Origin of the sequence: Nocardia pneumoniae NBRC 100136 (assembly GCF_000308755.1) — a bacterium.
In the GTDB taxonomy this organism is placed as follows: Bacteria; Actinomycetota; Actinomycetes; order Mycobacteriales; family Mycobacteriaceae; genus Nocardia; species Nocardia pneumoniae.
In genome coordinates this window covers 65,969-84,814 of the sequence record NZ_BAGF01000084.1, presented here as the reverse complement: position 1 = coordinate 84,814, position 18,846 = coordinate 65,969, and the positions used below count along the sequence as shown (strand labels likewise).

Sequence of the window (18,846 nt, the reverse complement as noted above, 5' to 3'; positions counted from 1 at the left end):
AGACTGGAGCCCGATGACCGCGACGCTGCCCACCACCGCACCGGCGACCGAACGGGTGCGCCCACGGGCGTTCGTTCCCGCGCTGGAAGGTATGCGCGGAATGGCCGCTCTCGGCGTCCTGCTGACCCATGTCGCCTTCCAGACCGGAGCCTCGGGCACGCCGATCATCGGGCGGGTGTGGGGACGGTTCGACATGGCGGTCGCGGTGTTCTTCGCACTGTCCGGATTCCTGCTCTGGCGTCCGCACGCGGCGGCCGCGCGTGGGCTCGACACCGCACCGCCGACCGGCTACTACCTGCGACATCGCGCGGCGCGTATCTTGCCTGCCTACTGGGTCGTGGTGTGCGCGGTCCTGGTGCTGCTGCCCAGTGCGGCGGGCACCGCGGGACTGCGGGTGTGGGTGTCGAACCTGGCGCTGCTGCAGGTGTTCGTGCCGCTGACGCTCACCGACGGGCTGACCCAGATGTGGAGCCTGTCGGTCGAGGTGGCCTTCTATCTGGTGTTGCCGTTGCTGGCCTTCGCGCTGGTTCGATTGCGGGGCGCGGCGGCACGCTGGCGGATCCCCGTGCTGCTCGCCGGGGCCGTGATCACTCTCGGCTGGAACTTCATTCCGGTGCCGACGCCGGACGCCATCCACGCCGACAACTGGCTGCCCGGTTATTTGCCGTGGTTCGCCGCGGGCATGCTGCTCGCCGAACTCGCCGACCATAGCGTGCGGCTATCACGGTGGTGGAAGGTCGCGGGGAACCAGCCGTTGATGTGGACGGTCGCGACCGTCGCGTTTCTGCTCGCCGCGACCGATCTCGCCGGACCGGCCGGGCTGACCCGCGCCGAACCTTGGCAGTACGTGGTGAAGATGGGCTTGGGCGCGATCATCGGATTCACCCTGCTCGCGCCGCTGGTGCTGCGCGACCCGGCGGCGCGTCCGCACCGCTGGCTGGAATCGCCGGTGGCCGCGACGCTCGGACGCTGGTCCTACGGCATCTTCATCTGGCATCTCGCGGTGCTGACGATCGTGTTCCCCGTGTTCGGCATCCTGCCCTTCTCCGGGGACTTCATCCATGTCCTCGTTCTCACGATCGCCATCACGCTCCCGGTGGCCGCCGCCAGCTACGCGCTGGTCGAGGAGCCGGTGCGGCGCTGGGTCCGCAAGCGGGACCGGGTGAAGCGGGACGAAGAGCCACAACCCGCACCCTGATCAGCAGCGCGGGTACCGCGTCAGCCGTCCAGTTGCCGGTGCATGTCCAGCAAGTGGTGGCGCAGTTCGTGCAAGGTGTGCAGCGCGAGCCAACGCAGCGAGCGATCCGCGGGTTCTGGATAGGGGAAGCTCAGGGTGCGTTCCCAGTCCTCGTCGCCGAGTCGCTCCAGCACGTTGCCGAACAGCAGGGCCGCGTCACGGATCTGGCGGGCCACGTCCGCGGGAGCCTGTTCCGCGTAGCCGTCGTAGTCGACCCGCTCGTCCCGACCCATCGGCGTCGCGACCGGATTGTCCAGGCGGCGGGCGGTCAGCACGCGCTCGCGCTGGGCCAGCAGCACATCCCGTACATGGCAGGCGTATTCGAGCGGCGACCACACGTCGGGCTTGCCGCGCTGCCGCAACTTGTCGATATCCGCGCCGAGCAGATCGGCGTACTCCACGGCGTGCTCCCGCGCCAGCGACGGCACCTCGGCCGCCGAAGCCAAGTCGTAGACGAAACCGCATTCGGCACAGGTGTTCACGCGTGGTCACGTTAGCAACGACTGCCGTTGCGGCGCACGGCGAATCGGCGTCCACCAATGACGCGTGGCTGCCCGCGTCGGACGCCATGCGTGAGCCGCGCCCGGTGACCACGCCGACGCGGTTGGCAGGCCGGTCAGTCGGAGGCCGGTCGGCCGAACTCATCACCGGACTCGGCGGACCGTCTCGTATCCGACTGGTCTTTGCGCGGGGGCAGCGCCGCGATTCCCACCGCGATGATCGCGATCACCGCGGGCAGCTGCACCAGCAGCGACCCGCCCATGTACCCGTCGGGTGAGCGCCATGGCCCGGTGGACAGCGCGGCGGCGGACAGCGCGGTACCCACGCCCGCGACGACGACGAGTGCTCGAGGGGCCAGGTGCGGCCGGAAACGAGTTGCGGCCAAGGCGATCACCGTGACAATCGCGCCGACGGGACCCGCGATCAGCGTGGTCGCACCGGCGAGCCCGGCCGCGCCCATCCACCTGCGGCCCCAGGTGCCCGGGGCTGCACCCGCGGGCGAGCCCGGTTGTGTCGCAAGCGCATCCGAGGCCATGCGAGCGTGTTCGATCCCGGTGACATCCGGTCGCTTCGTGGTGCGCTCGCGACGTGGAATGGCGAGAACGGCGAGCGGGATGAGCAGCAGCAGGCCGCCGAAGATGCCGAGGCGGTACCAGCGGTCGACCGGGAACGAGACGGTGACCGGGCCGGTGGCGTCGGCGGGCAGCAGCCAGGCTTGCTGCCAGCCGTCGACCACCACCGGGTCGAGGACGCGTCCGTCCGCGGTGGTCGCATGCCAGCCGACGTTGGTGCTCAGCGGCAGCACGAGCAGCCGTGTTCCCGCGTCGGACCGGTGCGCGGCGGAAGGCTCCATCCCGGTGCGGTCCAAGCGCAGACGGTCCACGAAGAACAGATCGGTCGGCCCTACCGACACGTCGACCCGGCCCTGTGTCAGCGCTAGCTCGCCCGCGTCGTCGGCGCAGACACGAGCGGAAACCGGTGCTCCGGAGCGCAGTTCGGCGGCGGTCGCGGTGACCGTGGTGGCCAGGATCCGGCCGCCGACCTCGATCGTCGGCCCCAGCGCGCACGGGACGGTGAGCTCGCGGTCCAGCGGCGCGGGCTCGGGGTACTCCGGTCCGAGCACCGCCACCTCCGCCAGGCCGGACGGTTGGGTCTGGGCGAATCCGAGCGCGGTCTTGTCCAGCACCGGCCGCCAGGTGCGCATGCTGAGCTCGATCCGGTCGGTCACGGTGGGGTGCAATGAGACGCGCACCGGCGTGCCCGGGTCGGCTTCGGCCAGCTCGCGCACCTGTGGACCGTCGCCGAGATTCACCGTCACCGAGGTCGGCGCCGCGGGCAGGCCGCCGAGCGAGGGGGTCAGCTCGAGGCCGGTCACCAGCGCGGGTTCGGGGAGCTCGATCGTGAGTGTCGGCCTGCCGCCGGTCGGATCGCGGACCGAGTCCTCCAACGCCGTCCAGCTCGTGCGCGGATCGCCGTCGGTCGCGGCGAACGCGGCTCCGCGCAGGTCACCGACGTCGGCCTTGCCCCTGGCCACGGGGCGGCCGTGGTCGGTCAGCAGCGCCTCCAGCGCGGGTCCCTGCCTGGTCCGGACGGTCAGCGCCGGGGTGACCGTCATCGGCTCCTGGACCTGGAGCGTGCGCTGGAACGCTCCCGGTTCCTCCGGCGCCAACGCGAGGCCCTTGCTGCACCGCACTCGGTCGGGCGCGTCGAAACAGGCGCTGCGGCCGGGGAATTCCTGCCCCAGATCCCACCCGCGCACCGGCGCGCCCACCGGGGCGGGCGGTACCACCGTCCGATGCCGGATGTCGACGCGGACCGGCGCGTCACGCTCGGAGTAGTCGTCCAGGGTCAGTTCGCTGATGCCGAATTGCCCGCCGCGGGTACCGCCTTCGGTGCGGATGGCGGTGATGGTCAGCCAATCGGTCCTGCCCGCGGGCAGCGAAACCGAAACCGCCGTACCGGGTTCGGGCACCCGGGCCGAGACGGTGCCATTGGCGGTGCGCACCTCGATCCACTTGACCGGATCGCCGATGGCGGCCGAGCTGGTGGTCAGGCTCAGTTGCCCGGTCGAGAGCGGGTGATCGAGGTCGAGCCGCAGCCACTGCCCCAGCGCGCGTTCGGTGCCGTTGCTGATCCAGGCGGTGGCGGGATCACCGTCGACGACCGCCGCGGTGGAACTCCCCGGCGCCGCACCGCCGAGTTGGGTGGCGTCCGCCGCCGAGCTGGAGGCAGTGATCGTCGCGCCGGACCATTCGCCGCGCACCAGCTCCGCGCCGGGCACCGGATAGTCGGGCACCAGGTTGTGTGTGCGGCGCGCGTCATCGGGAGCCCGCAGCGCCGAATTGTGGTTGTCCACCCGGCCGAAATCGGCTTCGCGATCCATCGGGGTGTCGGTGACGGTCACCGGGCCGACGGGCAGCCCGGCTCGGGTCGCGTCGGCGGCCAGCAGGGTGGGAGTCTCGGGGGCGGCGTGGTCGCGGTGCAGTCGTTCGAGCACTTCCGGCCCGCCCTGCACGACCGGAACGTCGCCGAGCGGGACGGTGTACGCCCCCGGGAACGCTTGCGGTGCGCCGGTGCCGCCGCGCACCTCGGCGGGCGTTCCCGGACCGCGCGCGTCCACCCGGTAGATCTCGACCGCCGGGTAGGGCGGCCGCAGATCCCCGTCGGCTACCAAGCCGTCGGCGATCACCAGCGATTCGATCGGATTGCCGAACTCGGCGACCTTGCGCAGCCCGGGTGAGCCGTCCAGCGTTTGGTGGGCCAGCATCGGCCGCGTGGAGCGGGAGGTTTCCGGGTCCAGGTCGTTGCGCAGCACGACGACGCCGATGCCCTGGGCGGCCAGCGTCGGGGCCAGCCCCGTCGACGGCCTGCCGTCGGCGATCAGCCGCTGCACCGAATCCATCGCGCGGATGGTGCCGGGCGGGTTCAGCGGCACCGCGTCGCGAATCGCCCACGGCGTGTCGGCCAGCGCTTGCAGGGGTTCGTCGCGGGTCAGTCCCCAGACCTGGCTGCCGAACGGGGCGCCGGGAACAACCAGGGCGCGCGTATCGGCGGCATTCTGCCGCAGCCAGTCCGCGGTCTGCTGCCAATAGGCGGGCACCCGGTCGTAGGCGCCGCGCGGAGCGAGCTTGCCGGTCCAGGCCAGCGACGTGGACAGGGCCAGCGCGGTGAGGATCAGCGCCGCGACCGCGACCGCGCGGTCGCGCTCCGGATGGGCGAACGCGCCGCGCCAGACCCGCATCGGCACCGAGCCGGGCAGCGGCACCCGCGCCAGCAGCTGAGCCAAACCGAGCACCAGGGGGATACGGATCAGTGGCTCGAGCTTGTGCACGTTGCGCAGCGGAGCGCCACCGGAATCCAGGAAGACGCGCACCGACTCCGCGAACGGCCCGCCCAACTCGCCGACGAACCCGGCGCAGATGCCGACCAGCCCGACGCACAGGATCAGCGCGAGCCTGCCCCGGTACGGCATCGACCGCAGCGCCAAGCCCGCCATGCCCGCCGCCGCGACCAGGCCGGTCGCCAGCACCGCCGCGGGCTGGGTCACCAGCACCGCGCCCGCGATGCGTTCCGGCGAGACGAACGGCGTCCAGCTGTCGGTGCCGCGCAGCACCTCGCCCAGCGAAGCCCACTGCGTGGTCACGCCCGAGGATTCGATGTAGTCCAGGAAAGGCGGACTCACCTTGCCGAGCAGCAGCAGCGGCACGACCCACCAGAACGTGGCGAGCACGAGCAGCGGAATCCACGCCGCGGTGAAGCGCCACCAGCGCCGATTCGGCCGGTAGGAACTCCACCACAGCAGCGCGGGCAGGAAGGCGGCCACCGTGGCCACCGCGTTGACCGAGCCCATCAGCGCAAGGGCCAGCGCGCTGCCCGCGGGAGAGGCGGCTCCGCCGCGCCGCCGGTCCCGCTGGGCGATGCCGAGTGCGGCGGGCGCGAGCAGCACCCAGGGGGCCAGCATCATCGGCAGCGTCTCCGAGGAGATCGAGCCGAGCGTGGTCAGCACCCGCGGCGACAGAGCGAACGCGAGCGCCGCGACCACGCGCGACCCACGCGTGCCGATGCCGAGCGTCTCGCACAGCCGGACGATCCCCCAGAATCCGGCGAGCAGCAGCAGCGCCCACCAGATCCGCTGGGTCGCCCAGGCGGGCACGCCGAGCACATGGCCGAGCGAGAAGAACGCGCCGTGCGGAAAGAAATATCCGTAGGCCTGGTTCTGCACCTGGCCCATCGGCGCCTGGCTGCTCCACAGATGGCTCGCGCGTTCCAGAAAGCCGAGCGGATTCTGCGCCAGGTCGTATTTCGTGTCGGCGACCGTGCGTCCGGGCGCCTGTGCGAAGGTCAGCAGGAACGCCGCGACGACTGTCGCGGCGAACCAACGTCTACCGAGCGGCGCGGTGCTGTGCTGCCCCGGCGCCGCGGAAGATCCGAGCGAGTCGGCCGGTGAAGGGGAGGTCAGCGGGTCAGCGGCTGCCGTACTCAACGCTGTTCAGCAGCGAGGAGTCCTTGTCGCCGCTGCGGTCGATCTCCGGTCGCGTGTTCTGCTGCACGGCCATGGTGATGAGGAGAACACCGATCACGCCCAGCACGGCGCCCGCGACCGCACTCGCAACACCAGGGACAGCAAACTTCATCGCGGCACTCCAATTACGTCGATGCAGGCACGTTCCCGGTCAACCTAGCAGGACGTCCGGTATTTGTATGCGTTCAGGCCGCGGAATCTCCATCGACTTGTCCCGCCGACCGGCGCCGCGCACGCCCTGACCTGCATGTGACCGGCCACACAGGCGGAGGGATCAGTGCGCGGGCAGCGTGCAGTGCAGCGCGCCGAGCAGGGTGCGCAGCTTCGCGGTGGTCTCGTCCAGCTCCGCCTGCGGGTCGGAGGCCGCGACGATGCCGCCGCCCGCGTACGCGTGGACCGTGCGACCGTCGGCCGACAGTTCCGCGCTGCGGATCGCGACCATCCACGCGCCGTCGCCGCCCGCGTCGCACCAGCCGACCGCTCCGCCGTAGAACCCGCGATCCTCCTCGATGTGCGCGATGGTGTCCAAGGCGAGGTGGGTCGGGGTGCCGCAGACCGCGGGCGTCGGGTGCAGCAGCACCGCTAGGTCGAGCGCGGTGATCGAGGTGTCGCGCAAGCGCCCGCTGATCGGCGTCGCCAGGTGCCATACCTCGTGCGTGCTGATCAGCTCCGGGCTGTCGGGAATGGACAATTCGGCGCAGATCGGCCCGAGGCGATCGGCGATCCAGTCGATCACGAACGCGTGCTCGTCGCGATTCTTGGTGCTGCCCAGCAGTTCCCGGGCCTGCGCCGCGTCGGCGTCCGGGTCGGGCAGCCGCGGCAGCGTGCCCGCCAGCGGACGCAGCGTCACGGTGTCGCCGTGCCGGGCGATCAGCACTTCCGGCGTGGCCCCGACCAGCGTCGCCCCGGCGCGGCCCGCGGGCGTCAAGTCGACGGCGAAGACGTTCGCGTGCGGGTGCCTGGTCAGCAGATGTCCGGCGACGAGCTCGGGGTCGAGCGCGAACTCCGCCTCCGCCAGCACCGATCGCGCCGCGACGACCTTGCGCAGCGGCTGCGCCGGGTCACCCAGCTGCTCGACCAGTTTCGTCACCCGCGCGACATGCTCTGCCGGGCTGGGTATTTCGGCGACCACCCGGACCGCGGGCAGATCGGGCAGCGCGGCGGGCCGCCACGGGCCTGCCGTGTGCTCGGCGCGTTCGGGCACAGTCAGCGCCGCGGGCCTGCGCGGATCGAAGGGCAGCGCGCCCACGATCAGCTCCGCGCTCCCGTCCCGCAGCGCTGCCCCCGCCTGCTGCACGTCGTCGAAGACGACCCGGCTCCCGTACCCCCGAACAACCCCATCGGCGCGAGCAAGCAGGAACCCATCCATGGGACCAAACTAACCCCGTCATCGGTGTCCCATCGCTGTCGAGCGATCCAAGTCTCACCCGTCGCGCGGTCAGGGATTCTTTCCGGGCGGGACGAGCAGGACGGGGCGGTGGCAGTGTTTGAGGACGGCGTCGGCCACGCTGCTGTGCAGGAGCGCACGGATGCCGGTGGCGCCGCGAGTGCCCGCGACGATGATGTCGACGTCCAATTCGTCGGCGCAGTCGACGATGGCGTTCCAGATGGTCGAGGTGCATTCCGCGGTGCGCGCCTCGGCGTTCAGGCCCGCCAGCTCGGCCAGCCGTACGCCCTCGGCGTTGACGGCGCGCGCGTCGACGTAGGCGATGTCCTCCATCTCGTCGTCGGGCACCCATTCCGGCTGCATGACACCCGACAACCCGGACAGGCGGGCGGCTTGCCGCACCATCGGCTCCCATGCGGTCAGCACGATGGCGCGATTCGCGGTGAGGAAGCGTCCGGCGTATTCGATGGCGCGCTTGGCGTTCTCGGAGCCGTCGTAGGCGATGAGCATCAGATCGCAGGGCACGGTGACCTCCTGAGGGAGACGCACGGCGATACCAAGAGACTACCCCGCCCTGTCGCTCCGAATCCCGGTCCCACCTGCGCAAATACGGCTGCCAAAAGCATTGCCGCGCGTCGCGCCGACGCCGCGCGCGACTGGACCGCCGTCGCGTTCGAGGCCGCGAGTTGCCTGCCGGGTAGGCACCCAGCGGGTGCGGTCGCCCACGCCGCGGCGAGTACGGTTGACCTCCATGCGGAAGACGCCTCTGCTCGTCCTCGCCATTCTCGCCGCCATCGCGACCGCCTGCTCGAACGGCGGTTCCTCCGATTCGGCGTCGCCGAGCAGCACCACACCGGACGCGACGACCGCCGCGGTCCCGGTCACGTCCGCGGCGCCGCCGGACTGCAATGCCGGTTATCTCGCGCAGTTCACCACCCGCGAGAAGCTGGCCCAGCTGCTGACCGTCGGCGTCACCGGCGCGGCCGACGCCACGAACGTGGTGCGCACCGAGCAGATCGGCGGCATCTTCGTCGGCGGATGGACCGACCAGGCGCTACTCGGATCGGGCGAGATCACGCAGGTCAAGGAGGCGGCCAGGGTTCCGCTCATGGTGACCATCGACGAGGAGGGCGGCCGCGTCTCCCGTGTGCGCGACCTGATCGGCCCCGCGCCGTCCGCGCGGGTGACGGCGCAGACCATGAGCCCCGAGCAGTTCTACAGCGCGACGCTGGCCAGGGGACGCGCGCTGAAGGACGTCGGCGTGACGGTGAACTTCGCCCCGGACGTCGACGTCAGCTCCCAGCCCGACGACACGGTCATCGGCGACCGCTCCTTCTCCGACGATCCCGCCGTGGTCAGCCGCTACGCGGACGCGTACATCCGGGCGATGCGTGAGGTCGGTGTCGGCACGGTGATGAAGCACTTCCCCGGTCACGGGTCCGGCTCCGGCGACTCGCACACCGGCGCGGTGCGCACGCCGCCGCTGGCGCAGTTGCAGACCGTGGACCTGGTGCCGTTCCGCGACCTGGTCGGATCGGGCGCGGCGGTCATGGTCGGCCATCTGGACGTGCCCGGCCTGACCACCCCCGATGTCCCGGCCAGCATCAGTCCCGAGGCCATGGCGCTACTGCGCGAGGGCCGCGGCTACGGCGCCGCGCCGTTCCAGGGACCGATCTTCACCGACGACCTGGGCGGGATGGCGGCGATCACCAGCCGAATGTCGATCGAGGAGGCCGTCGAGGCCGCACTCGTCGCCGGGGCCGACAACGCCCTGTGGATCACCACCGACGCGGTGCCGCGGGTGCTCGACCGGCTGGAGCAGGCGGTGTCGAGCGGACGCCTCCCGATGGCGCAGGTGGATGCCTCGGTGCTGCGGATGGCCGCTTTCAAGGGTGCGTTGCCGCGCTGCTGAGGCAGTCGCATGAACGACCCGGCCGGGCGAGGAAGCCGCACGGTCGAGTCGGGCGACCGGTGAGCAAATCGGACCGCCGGAACTTACCTTGGAGTAATATATGAGGTTCACCTGTGGTAGGAGTGTGGATGGCGGGCGGAACGAAGCGACTTCCGCGGGCGGTACGCGAGCAGCAGATGCTCGACGCCGCGGTGGAGGTTTTCTCGCGTAAAGGCTTCCACGACACCTCGATGGACGCGATCGCCGCCGAGGCGAAGATTTCGAAGCCGATGCTGTATTTGTACTACGGCTCCAAGGACGAACTATTCCGCGCCTGCATCCAGCGCGAGGGCATGCGCTTCATCGAATCCGTCGCACCGGCGGGCAACCCGCTGCTGTCGCCGCATGAGCAGGTCCGCACCGCGCTGGAGGGTTTCCTCGGCTTCGTCGACCGCAATCGCCGCTCCTGGCAGGTGCTCTACCGGCAGGCCATCGGTCAGCAGGCGTTCGCGTCGGAGATCGAGAACGCCCGCGAGCGCGTCATCGAATTGACCGCCAAACTGCTGGAGTCCAGCGCCAAGCACGCCGAGCCCGGGACGAATTTCGATGTCGTCGCGGTCGCCGTGATCGGCGCGGGCGAGGCCATCGCCGACCGGCTGGCCAGTGGCCGGATCGAGGTCGCCGAAGCCGTCGACCTCCTCGATGACCTGGCCTGGCGCGGTCTGGCCGGTCGCAAGAAGACCGAGTAGCCCGGCTTTTGCCCAGCGCGGTTGCTTCCGCGTCGCCCTCCTGCCAGAGTGCGTGAGTTCGACAAATGCGGACCGGCTCCTTCGGTAGAGCCGGGAGAACGGGGCGGAAGTGTTCGGGTTGCTCAGGCCGTGCGCGCACGGCGCTCGGAAATATGGCATCGATAGCACGGATTGGCGTGCGCATCTGTGCGGGTTGTGTCTCGGATTGCGCGACGGGCACGGTCAGCTCGCCCGCGCCACGACCAACAAGGACGCGCTGGTGCTGAGCGTGCTCACCGAGGCGCAGTCCGGTTCGGCGCGGCGCACCACGGCGGCGCCGTGCCCGCTGCGCGGAATGCGGCGGGCCTCGGTGGCCACCGCGGACTCACCCGGTGTGCAGCTGGCCACCACGGCCTCCTTGCTATTGGCGTCAGCCAAGATTCGCGATCACGTGGATGACGGTGAGGTGGCCGCGCTCGCGCGTGGGCCGCTGGCGAAAGCGGCGAGGCGGTGGGCGGGAGAGGCGCGCGCGGGCGCCGCGCGGATCGGTCTCGACGTCGAACCGCTCGTCGCCGCGCTCGATGCCCAGGTGCGACTGGAGCAGGAGGCGAAAGAGCTGGTCGCCGTGGGCGGTTCGCGTCCGTCTGGGCCGCGGACGGCTGGGTTCGTGCCGGAATCGCTTGTCGCCTCCGCGCATTGGACGTCGGCGATGGCGTCGTCGGCCGATCCGCTGGACCGGCTCACCGCACCCACCCAGCTGTGCGCGTCGGCGTTCTTCGCCCACACCGCCGTGCTGGCCGATCGCCCGGACAATGTCGAAGCCCTGCGCGAGGCGGGATGGCAGTTCGGTCGGATCGCGCACCTGGCCGACGCCGTCGCGGACTATGACGAGGACTTGTCTCGGGACACCTTCAACCCTCTGGCGGCCACCGGAACAACCTTGCCCGAGGCATACGACTTACTGCGGGAATCGAATTCGCACCTGCGCACCGCTATTGCCGCGGCCGAGCTGAGTCGGGTGCCGACCGTCCGCTGGATGCTGCTCGACCCGTTGACCGCGGTGCTGCGGCGGATCGGCAGCGGCCTCGGGACCTTCGCCGCGCACACCTGCTCGGTATGCCACGACACCGCCGGACTGCCGCACGCCGAGGTGCGCCCGCGCATGCACCGCACGGGTCATCGTCCACCGACCCGCCGCCCCGGACTAGGTGAATCCCTCGCACTCATCCTGGGCGGATACTGCACCGGTTACGCCTGCTGTGCCGACCACACGCAACCCTGCACCGGCGAACGCAAGGACGCATGGATCAAGAACTGCGATTGCAGCGATTGCGGTGACTGTGATTGCGGCTGTTGTGATTGCGGCTGCTGCAACTGCGATTGCGGCTGCGACTGCTGAGGAACGAAGCCGCTGCCGGATTCGACTGAATCCGGCAGCGGCTTCGGTTGTTCAGCGAAGGGTCGCCGTCAGGTGCGGGTAGCCCTTCTTCGGGTGGCGCAGCGCCAGATCCCAGCCACCTTCGACCTGGTCGGCGTATACGTTCACGGTGGAGGGCAGCAGAATCGGCTTGCCGAACTTGACCGAGTACGTGGTCTGCTCCGGAATGCGGCCCTCGACCGAGCCGAGGACGGTCGCCGCCGACCACATGCCGTGCGCGATCGACCTCGGGAACCCGAATGCCTTGGCGCCCAATGCGGAGGTGTGGATCGGGTTGTGGTCACCGGACGCGGCGGCGTACCGGGTGATCGTCTTCTGGTCCACCCGCAACGTGCGCAGCGGCGGCGGCGGAACCTCCTCCGGCTTCGGCTCCGGCTTCGGTCCGCCCGACAGCGAGGTGCGCTGCTGGTGCAGGAACGTGGTGACCTGGTGCCACACCAGCTCACGCCCCACCTTCACGTCGCTGATCGCGTCGACGAGCAGCCCCTTCGGGTGCTCACGAAGATTCTCGATGTGCGTGCGGATGTCCAGCGGCTCGCTCACCGAGATGTCGCGCGTGCGCTCGATGACATTCTCCGCGTGCACCGCGCCCACCGCGACGAACGGGAAGTCCCGCGCCACCACCAATTGCATGGCAAGCGGGAAGGTGAGGATGAACGGGTAGGTCAGCGGCAGGGCGTCACCGAACCGCAGACCGGTCGCCCGGCAGTAGGCGGCCAGATGATCCGGATCCACCCGCAGACCCTCGAGCTGAACGGCCCGGTCCGGCACCGTCGGCTTGCGCGCCGACAGCAGCGGCACCGCGCCGAGCGCCGCCTTGGCGAACAGCTTGCTGTTCTTGGGCGGTTCGGTGAGCGTGATCACCTGTGTCTGTTCCCCCGCTGCTGCGCCGTGGGCCATCATGCTCCGATCAGGCTCTGCCCGCAGACCCGAACGACGTTGCCGGTCACCGCGTTCGAGGCCGGGCTCGCGAAATAGGCGATGGTCTCGGCGACGTCGACGGTCTGGCCGCCCTGCTGCAACGAGCTCATCAACCGGCCCGCCTCCCTGGTGCCCAGCGGGATGGCGGCGGTCATCGCGGTCTCGATGAAACCGGGCGCGACGGCGTTGATGGTGATGTTCTTCTCCGCCAGCTTCGGCGCCTCGGCGGCGACCATGCCGATGACACCCGCCTTGGACGCGCCATAGTTGGTCTGGCCGCGGTTGCCCGCGATGCCCGCGATCGAGGACACGTCGATCACGCGACCGCCCTCCTTCAGCGCGCCCCTGGCCACCAGGCCCTCGGTAATGCGATGCGGCGCGGCGAGATTCACGTTGATGACCGCGTTCCAGCGGCCCTCGTCCATGTTCGCCAGCAGCTTGTCGCGGGTGATGCCCGCGTTGTGCACGACGATGTCGATGCCGCCGAAGCGCTCGGTGGCGAAATCGGCCAGCTTCTCGGCGGCGTCGGGGGCGGTCACGTCGAGCGCAAGCGCGGTGCCGCCGACCTTGTTCGCGGTCTGCGACAGCGCCTCACCGGCGGCCGGGATGTCGGCCACGATCACCTGGGCGCCATCCCGGGCGAACACCTCGGCGATAGTCGCGCCGATACCGCGCGCCGCGCCGGTGACCACGGCGACCTTGCCCTCCAGCGGGCGGTCCCAGTCGGCGGGTGCGGTCGCGTCGTCCTTGCCGACGCGGATGACCTGGCCGTCGACGAACGCCGACTTGGCCGACAGCAGGAAGCGCAGGGTCGACTCCAGACCGGTCGCGGCGGCCGGAGCCTCGGGGTGCAGGTACACCAGCTGCGCGGTCGCGCCGCGCCGCAGCTCCTTGGCCACCGAGCGGGTGAAGCCCTCCAGCGCGCGCTGCGCGATCTGTTCGTCCACGCTGGAGGCCAGCTCGGGCGTGGTGCCGATGACCACGACGCGCCCGGACGGGGCGATGCTGCGCATGGCCGGTTGGAAGAATTCGAACAGCTGCGAGAGGTCCTCGATCGTGCCGATGCCGGTGGCGTCGAACACCAGGGCGCCGTACTTGGTTTCGGGGCTGAGTGCGTCGGCGAAGGTGTAGTCCGACAGCAGCGCCCGGACCGGCTCTGCGACCCGGCCCTTGCCGCCGAGCAGCACCGGACCGGGCAGCGGCGGCTGGCCCTTGACGTAGCGACGCAAGGTCTCCGGCTGCGGCAGGCCGAGCTTGCTGGCCAGGAACGCGCCGGGAGCGGAGTGTACGAACGATCCGTAGAGGTTGGGAGCACCCTTGTTCTTGCTGGCTGCCACTATTCCTACCTTTTCTGAGTTCTGTCTCTCGGGTTGGAGGTCGCCCCGGCGTGGTTCGCTGGCGCACTTTTGCGGGGTATGTGTCGACATTAAACTTACTCCAGAGTAAGTTTAATGTAAACAACCGCGACGGTGCGCCGATCTGCGTGGAGCCACGCCGAACCGGGCCGCCGGGACATCCATCCACGAGACCTTGGAGACTCGAGTGACCAGCAAAGTCAGTTCGGCGAAGAGCACCGCCAAGACCGGTAAGACGACCCGCCCGGTCGCGATCGTGGGCGGCAACCGGATTCCGTTCGCTCGCTCGGACAAGGCGTACGCGCACGCCTCCAACCAGGACATGTTCACCGCCGCGCTGGACGGGCTGGTCAGCCGCTTCGGCCTGCAGGGCGAGCGGCTCGGCATGGTCGTCGGCGGCGCCGTGCTGAAGCGGGTCGGCGAGCACGGCCTCATCCGCGAGAGCGTGCTCGGCAGCAAGCTGAGCCCCTACACCCCCGCGCACGATCTGCAACTGGCGTGCGGCACCGGCCTCCAGGCGATCGTCACCGTCGGTGACGCGATCGCGGCGGGTCGCATCGAGGCAGGCATCGGCGGCGGCACCGACACCACCTCCGACGCCCCGATCGGGGTGAGCGAGGGCCTGCGCGAGTGGATGCTGGACGCCAACCGCGCCAAGTCCAACAAAGACCGGCTCAAGCTGGTCGGCCAGCTGCGCCCGAGCATGCTCGGCATCGAGATCCCGCGCAACGCCGAGCCGCGCACCGGGTTGTCCATGGGCGAGCACGCCGCGATCACCGCCAAGGAATTCGGCATCGCGCGCGAGGCGCAGGACGAGCTGGCCTACCTGTCGCACAAGAACATGGCGGCCGCCTACGATCGCGGTTTCTTCGACGACCTGATCACGCCGTTCCTCGGCCTGACCCGCGACGACAATCTGCGGCCGAACTCCTCGATCGAGAAGCTGGCCACGCTGAAGCCGGTCTTCGGGGTGAAGGCGGGCGACGCGACCATGACCGCGGGCAACTCCACCCCGCTGACCGACGGCGCCTCCGCCGTGCTGCTGTCCAGCGAGGAGTGGGCCGCCGAGCGCAAGCTGCCGGTGCTGGCGAACCTGGTCGACAGCGAGGTCGCCGCGGTCGACTACATCCACGGCCCCGACGGCCTGCTGATGGCGCCGACCTACGCGGTGCCGCGCCTGCTCGCCCGCAACGGCCTCACCCTGCAGGACTTCGACTACTACGAGATCCACGAGGCGTTCGCCTCGGTGGTGCTGGCCACCCTGGCCGCGTGGGAGTCCGACGCCTACTGCAAGGAGCGCCTCGGCCTGGACGGCGCGCTCGGTTCGATCGATCGCAGCAAGCTCAACGTCAACGGCTCGTCGCTGGCCGCTGGCCACCCCTTCGCCGCGACCGGCGGCCGCATCGTCGCCTCCACCGCGAAGCTGCTCGCCGAAAAGGGCTCCGGCCGCGCTCTCATCTCCATCTGCGCCGCGGGTGGACAGGGCGTGGTCGCGATCCTGGAGCGCTGATCGCGCCGAGCGCCGGGAGTAGCTGACGCACGACGAAATGGCCCCCGATCGGAATTCGATCGGGGGCCGCGTTGTCATCGCCTACTTGTCCGGAAGCTCGTGGTGGCCGCCGAATGCCTTTCGCATCGCCGAGAGCACTTTGTCCGCGTAAAGGGCCTCGCCCCGGGAGGAGAACCGCGCGAACAAGGCCGACGACAGCACCGGCACGGGCACGCCGACATCGATGGCGGCGTCGATCGTCCAGCGCCCCTCGCCGGAATCGGACACCCGGCCGCTGTAGGACTCCAGGTCCGGGTCGGCGTGCAGCGCCGCCGCGGTGAGGTCGAGCAGCCAGGACGCGACCACCGAACCCCGCCGCCACACCTCGGTGACCTCGGGCACGTCGATGTCGTACCGGTAGTACTCGGGATGCTCCAGCGGCGTCTCCTCCGCGGAGAACTCGCCCGCGTGCTCGGCGCCGTAATTGGCCTTGTGCAGGATGTTCAAGCCTTCGGCGTAGGCCGCCATCGCGCCGTACTCGATGCCGTTGTGCACCATCTTCACGAAGTGGCCCGCGCCCGCCGGTCCACAGTGCAGGTAGCCGAGCTCGGCCGTGGAGGGTTCGCCGGTGCGCCCCGGCGTCCGCTCGGCCGCTTCCAGACCCGGGGCGATGGATTTCAGCAGCGGGTCGAGGTACTTCACCTGCTCCGCCTCGCCGCCGATCATCAGGCAGTAGCCGCGGGTGCGGCCGAAAACCCCACCCGAGGTGCCGATGTCCAGGTAGTGGATGCCCTTGGGCCGCAGCCGCTCGGCACGCTGGATGTCCTCGTGGTAGCGGCTGTTGCCACCGTCGATGACGATGTCGCCGGGCTCGAGCAGTTCGGCCACCTGGTCGATCACCGCGCTCGTCGCGCCGGCCGGGATCATCACCCACACCACGCGCGGTGCCTCGAGCATGTGGACGAACTCGGCGAGATCGGTGCTGCCCTGGAAGCCGTCCCCGAGCTCGGCGCGCAATTCGTCGATGTGCTGGGCGCGACGCTCGTATCCGACGGCGGTGTGCCCGTCGGCGACGATCCGACGCACGATATTGGCGCCCATCCGGCCGAGGCCGATCATTCCCAGCTGCATGCCATCCATCTCCCTCGTGTGCGAAGTCTTGCGGCGCGGCGGTCCTTCTCGATTCTCCCGCGTTGCTTCGGTCACGGTCTGCCCCGCGCGTGTAACGCCACATCCGGTGCTCCGATAAACGGGGTGGCTCCGCGCAGTTGCCAGACCCCCGACCCGGCAACTGCGCGGGCCTCTTTGCGTGCTGTACCCGGCTCTTTTGCGCGGGATTGCTGCTGATCCGTGCTGTGCCGACCCCTGTCGGTAAGGGCCACTATCGTTGGTGAGGACTCGTGTCGTGCGAGTCCACAATTCAATGGAACGTGGAGGACGGTTCGTGACGAGCCAGCCGAGCACCGGAGACCGCGGCCCTGGAGCGGGTGGCGACGTCGGATGGCGCCAGCTCCTCGGGGCGGATCGACCCCAGGAATCAGACCAATCGGTCGGGTGGCGTGGCGATGCGATGCCCACTCAGCCCATGCACACCGGCCCGCGGCGGCCGTCGCCCCCGCCGCCGCGCCGCGCCCCCGGGCGCCGTCCGATTTCCAGCCCACCGCCGAAGCGCCCGGATACCGCCGTGGTGCGCAGGGTCGGCATCGCGGTCGGCGCCGTCCTCGCCTTGGCGGGTCTCGGATACGCCGTGGACTGGGCGCTGTCCTCGGGCGAGGTGCCCCGCGGCACCGTCGTGGCGGGCGTCGACATCGGCGGCATGGACAAGTCCGCGGCCGATGCCCGCCTGCGCGCCGAACTCGAGCCGAGAGCGAGCCGGGAACTGCCGCTGCGCATCGGCGACGTGCAGACCGGTATCGTGCCGAGCTCCGCCGGACTCGGCGTGAACTGGGACGCCACCTGGTCGCGGATCGGCTCCCAGCCGCTCAACCCGTTCACCCGGCTCGCCTCCTTCTTCACCACCCGCGACGTAGCGATCGTCAGCGCGGTCGACGAACCGGCATTGGACCGCCAATTGTCCGAACTGCGGGTGCACGACCGCCCAACGGTCGAGGGCACCATCACCTTCGACAAGGCGAGGCCTGTTGCGGTGCCGCCGGTTCCGGGACGCGTGCTCGACAGTGCTGCCGCGCGAGCGGAATTGGTCGACAACTGGATCACCGCAGCGCCGCTGGACCTTCCGGTCGTTCCCGCTCCCCAGAGCGTGCGCCCCGAAGCCGTGGACACGGCGCTGCGCGAGATCGCGCAGCCCGCGGTGCAGGCGCCGATCACGTTCGCGGGCAAGGGCGGCGCCGCCAGGCTCGACCCGGAGCAGATCGCGTCCGTGCTGACCTTCGCGCCGGACGGGCAGGGCGGTCTGGCCGTGTCGGTGAACCAGGACGCCGCGATCGGCCTGCTCGCCGCGCAGCTCGCGCCCACGGAGGTCGAGCCGAAGGACGCTACCTTCGCCGTCTCCGGCGGTCGACCGGCGGTGGTTCCCGCGGTGGTCGGCGACAAGATCAACTGGCCGAAGACCTTCGAACAGTTCAACGCGCTGCTGGTTGCCCAGGGCGAGCGGACCGGCCAGGCGGTCTACGAGCGAGTCGAACCGAAAGTGACCACCGAGGCGGCGCAAGGGCTCGGCATCGTCGAGACCGTGGGTTCGTTCACCACCAGCGGCTTCAGCGGACCCTCCGGCGTCAATATCCGCACCGTGGCCAGGAAGGTCAACGGCGCGATCGTGAAGCCGGGAGAGACGTTCTCGCTCAACGAATTCACCGGTCCGCGCGGTACGGCGGAAGGATATGTCGAGTCCGGCATCATCGACCACGGCCGCCCCAGCACCGCCGTCGGCGGCGGCATCAGCCAGTTCGCCACCACGCTCTACAACGCCGCGTATTTCGCCGGTTTGGAAGACGCGGGCCATACCGAGCACAGCTACTACATCTCCCGCTACCCGGCCGCCCGCGAGGCCACCGTCTTCGATGGCGCGATCGACCTCAAATTCCGCAACAACAGCCAAACCGGCGTCTACATCGAGGCTTTCGTCACCGACTCGGAGGTGACCGTCCGCCTGTGGGGCACCAAGACGGTGGACGTCGAATCCATCACCGGTGAGAAGACCAAACCGACCGAGCCCAAGACCATCACCTTGCCCAAGGGCAAGGACTGCATCGCCTCCGAAGGCGCCCCCGGCTTCACCATTTCCGACACCCGCGTCATCACCGACCGCAAAACCGGACGCGAAGTCTCCCGCACCACCCGCACGGTGAAATACGACCCGATTCCGGTCGTCAAGTGTGAGTGAGATTCCCGGCCGCCACAACTCTGCTCGAACGTCG

The 18,846-nt window shown here is 70.0% G+C and carries 14 protein-coding genes; 6 read left to right on the top strand and 8 right to left on the bottom strand.

The genetic code is table 11. The features are described from left to right. Positions 1-13: 13 nt before the first annotated feature. Positions 14-1,198, top strand: coding sequence for an acyltransferase family protein (locus ON34_RS27195; protein ID WP_040784742.1), 1,185 nt, complete (start codon positions 14-16; stop codon positions 1,196-1,198). Between the two features lie 20 nt (positions 1,199-1,218). Here the strand turns inward: ON34_RS27195 and ON34_RS27190 are convergent, their stop codons facing one another. The 5 genes from ON34_RS27190 to ON34_RS27175 all read right to left on the bottom strand — a co-directional run bounded on the left by ON34_RS27190 (position 1,219) and on the right by ON34_RS27175 (position 8,172). Beyond that, on the bottom strand, positions 1,219-1,719 hold the full coding sequence (locus tag ON34_RS27190) for a DinB family protein (protein WP_174372079.1): 501 nt from the start codon (positions 1,717-1,719) through the stop codon (positions 1,219-1,221). 134 nt (positions 1,720-1,853) lie between these two features. Then, positions 1,854-6,221, bottom strand: a complete 4,368-nt coding sequence (locus tag ON34_RS27185) for an alpha-(1->3)-arabinofuranosyltransferase (protein WP_083889822.1) — start codon at positions 6,219-6,221, stop codon at positions 1,854-1,856. Then, on the bottom strand, positions 6,202-6,372 hold the full coding sequence (locus tag ON34_RS35000) for a DUF2613 domain-containing protein (RefSeq protein WP_083889821.1): 171 nt from the start codon (positions 6,370-6,372) through the stop codon (positions 6,202-6,204). Before ON34_RS35000 ends, ON34_RS27185 begins: the two co-directional genes overlap by 20 nt. Positions 6,373-6,534: 162 nt before the next feature. Beyond that, positions 6,535-7,629 (bottom strand): isochorismate synthase, encoded by a 1,095-nt coding sequence (locus tag ON34_RS27180; protein ID WP_040784741.1) that lies wholly within the window; start codon positions 7,627-7,629, stop codon positions 6,535-6,537. Between the two features lie 69 nt (positions 7,630-7,698). Further along, positions 7,699-8,172 (bottom strand): universal stress protein, encoded by a 474-nt coding sequence (locus ON34_RS27175; RefSeq protein ID WP_085997150.1) that lies wholly within the window; start codon positions 8,170-8,172, stop codon positions 7,699-7,701. Between the two features lie 226 nt (positions 8,173-8,398). Between ON34_RS27175 and ON34_RS27170 the strand changes: the two genes are divergently transcribed. The 3 genes from ON34_RS27170 (at position 8,399) to ON34_RS27160 (ending at position 11,665) form a co-directional block, all read left to right on the top strand. Continuing rightward, on the top strand, positions 8,399-9,559 hold the full coding sequence (locus ON34_RS27170) for a glycoside hydrolase family 3 N-terminal domain-containing protein (RefSeq protein ID WP_040784740.1): 1,161 nt from the start codon (positions 8,399-8,401) through the stop codon (positions 9,557-9,559). Between the two features lie 128 nt (positions 9,560-9,687). After that, positions 9,688-10,287 (top strand): TetR/AcrR family transcriptional regulator, encoded by a 600-nt coding sequence (locus ON34_RS27165; RefSeq protein ID WP_040784738.1) that lies wholly within the window; start codon positions 9,688-9,690, stop codon positions 10,285-10,287. A gap of 109 nt (positions 10,288-10,396) precedes the next feature. Next, positions 10,397-11,665 carry a DUF5685 family protein gene (locus tag ON34_RS27160; protein ID WP_040784736.1) on the top strand — a complete coding sequence of 423 codons (1,269 nt, stop codon included), beginning with the start codon at positions 10,397-10,399 and terminating at the stop codon, positions 11,663-11,665. 51 nt (positions 11,666-11,716) lie between these two features. On the opposite strand, the gene ON34_RS27155 is transcribed toward ON34_RS27160, so the two are convergent. Both ON34_RS27155 and ON34_RS27150 read right to left on the bottom strand, forming a co-directional pair. Continuing rightward, a complete protein-coding gene (locus tag ON34_RS27155) occupies positions 11,717-12,607 on the bottom strand; it encodes a MaoC family dehydratase (protein WP_063821746.1) in 891 nt (296 codons plus the stop codon). Next, complete coding sequence (locus ON34_RS27150) at positions 12,604-13,962, bottom strand: 3-oxoacyl-ACP reductase (protein WP_040784734.1); 1,359 nt, start codon at positions 13,960-13,962, stop codon at positions 12,604-12,606. The genes ON34_RS27155 and ON34_RS27150 overlap by 4 nt, the downstream gene beginning before the upstream one ends. Before the next feature lie 205 nt (positions 13,963-14,167). Between ON34_RS27150 and ON34_RS27145 the strand changes: the two genes are divergently transcribed. Then, positions 14,168-15,490, top strand: coding sequence for an acetyl-CoA C-acetyltransferase (locus ON34_RS27145; RefSeq protein ID WP_040784732.1), 1,323 nt, complete (start codon positions 14,168-14,170; stop codon positions 15,488-15,490). Positions 15,491-15,571: 81 nt separating this feature from the next. Here ON34_RS27145 and gnd read toward each other — a convergent pair whose 3' ends face one another. Beyond that, positions 15,572-16,600, bottom strand: coding sequence for a phosphogluconate dehydrogenase (NAD(+)-dependent, decarboxylating) (gene gnd / locus ON34_RS27140; RefSeq protein ID WP_040784979.1), 1,029 nt, complete (start codon positions 16,598-16,600; stop codon positions 15,572-15,574). Between the two features lie 439 nt (positions 16,601-17,039). Between gnd and ON34_RS27135 the strand changes: the two genes are divergently transcribed. Then, complete coding sequence (locus ON34_RS27135) at positions 17,040-18,812, top strand: VanW family protein (RefSeq protein ID WP_245548217.1); 1,773 nt, start codon at positions 17,040-17,042, stop codon at positions 18,810-18,812. Positions 18,813-18,846 lie beyond the last annotated feature (34 nt).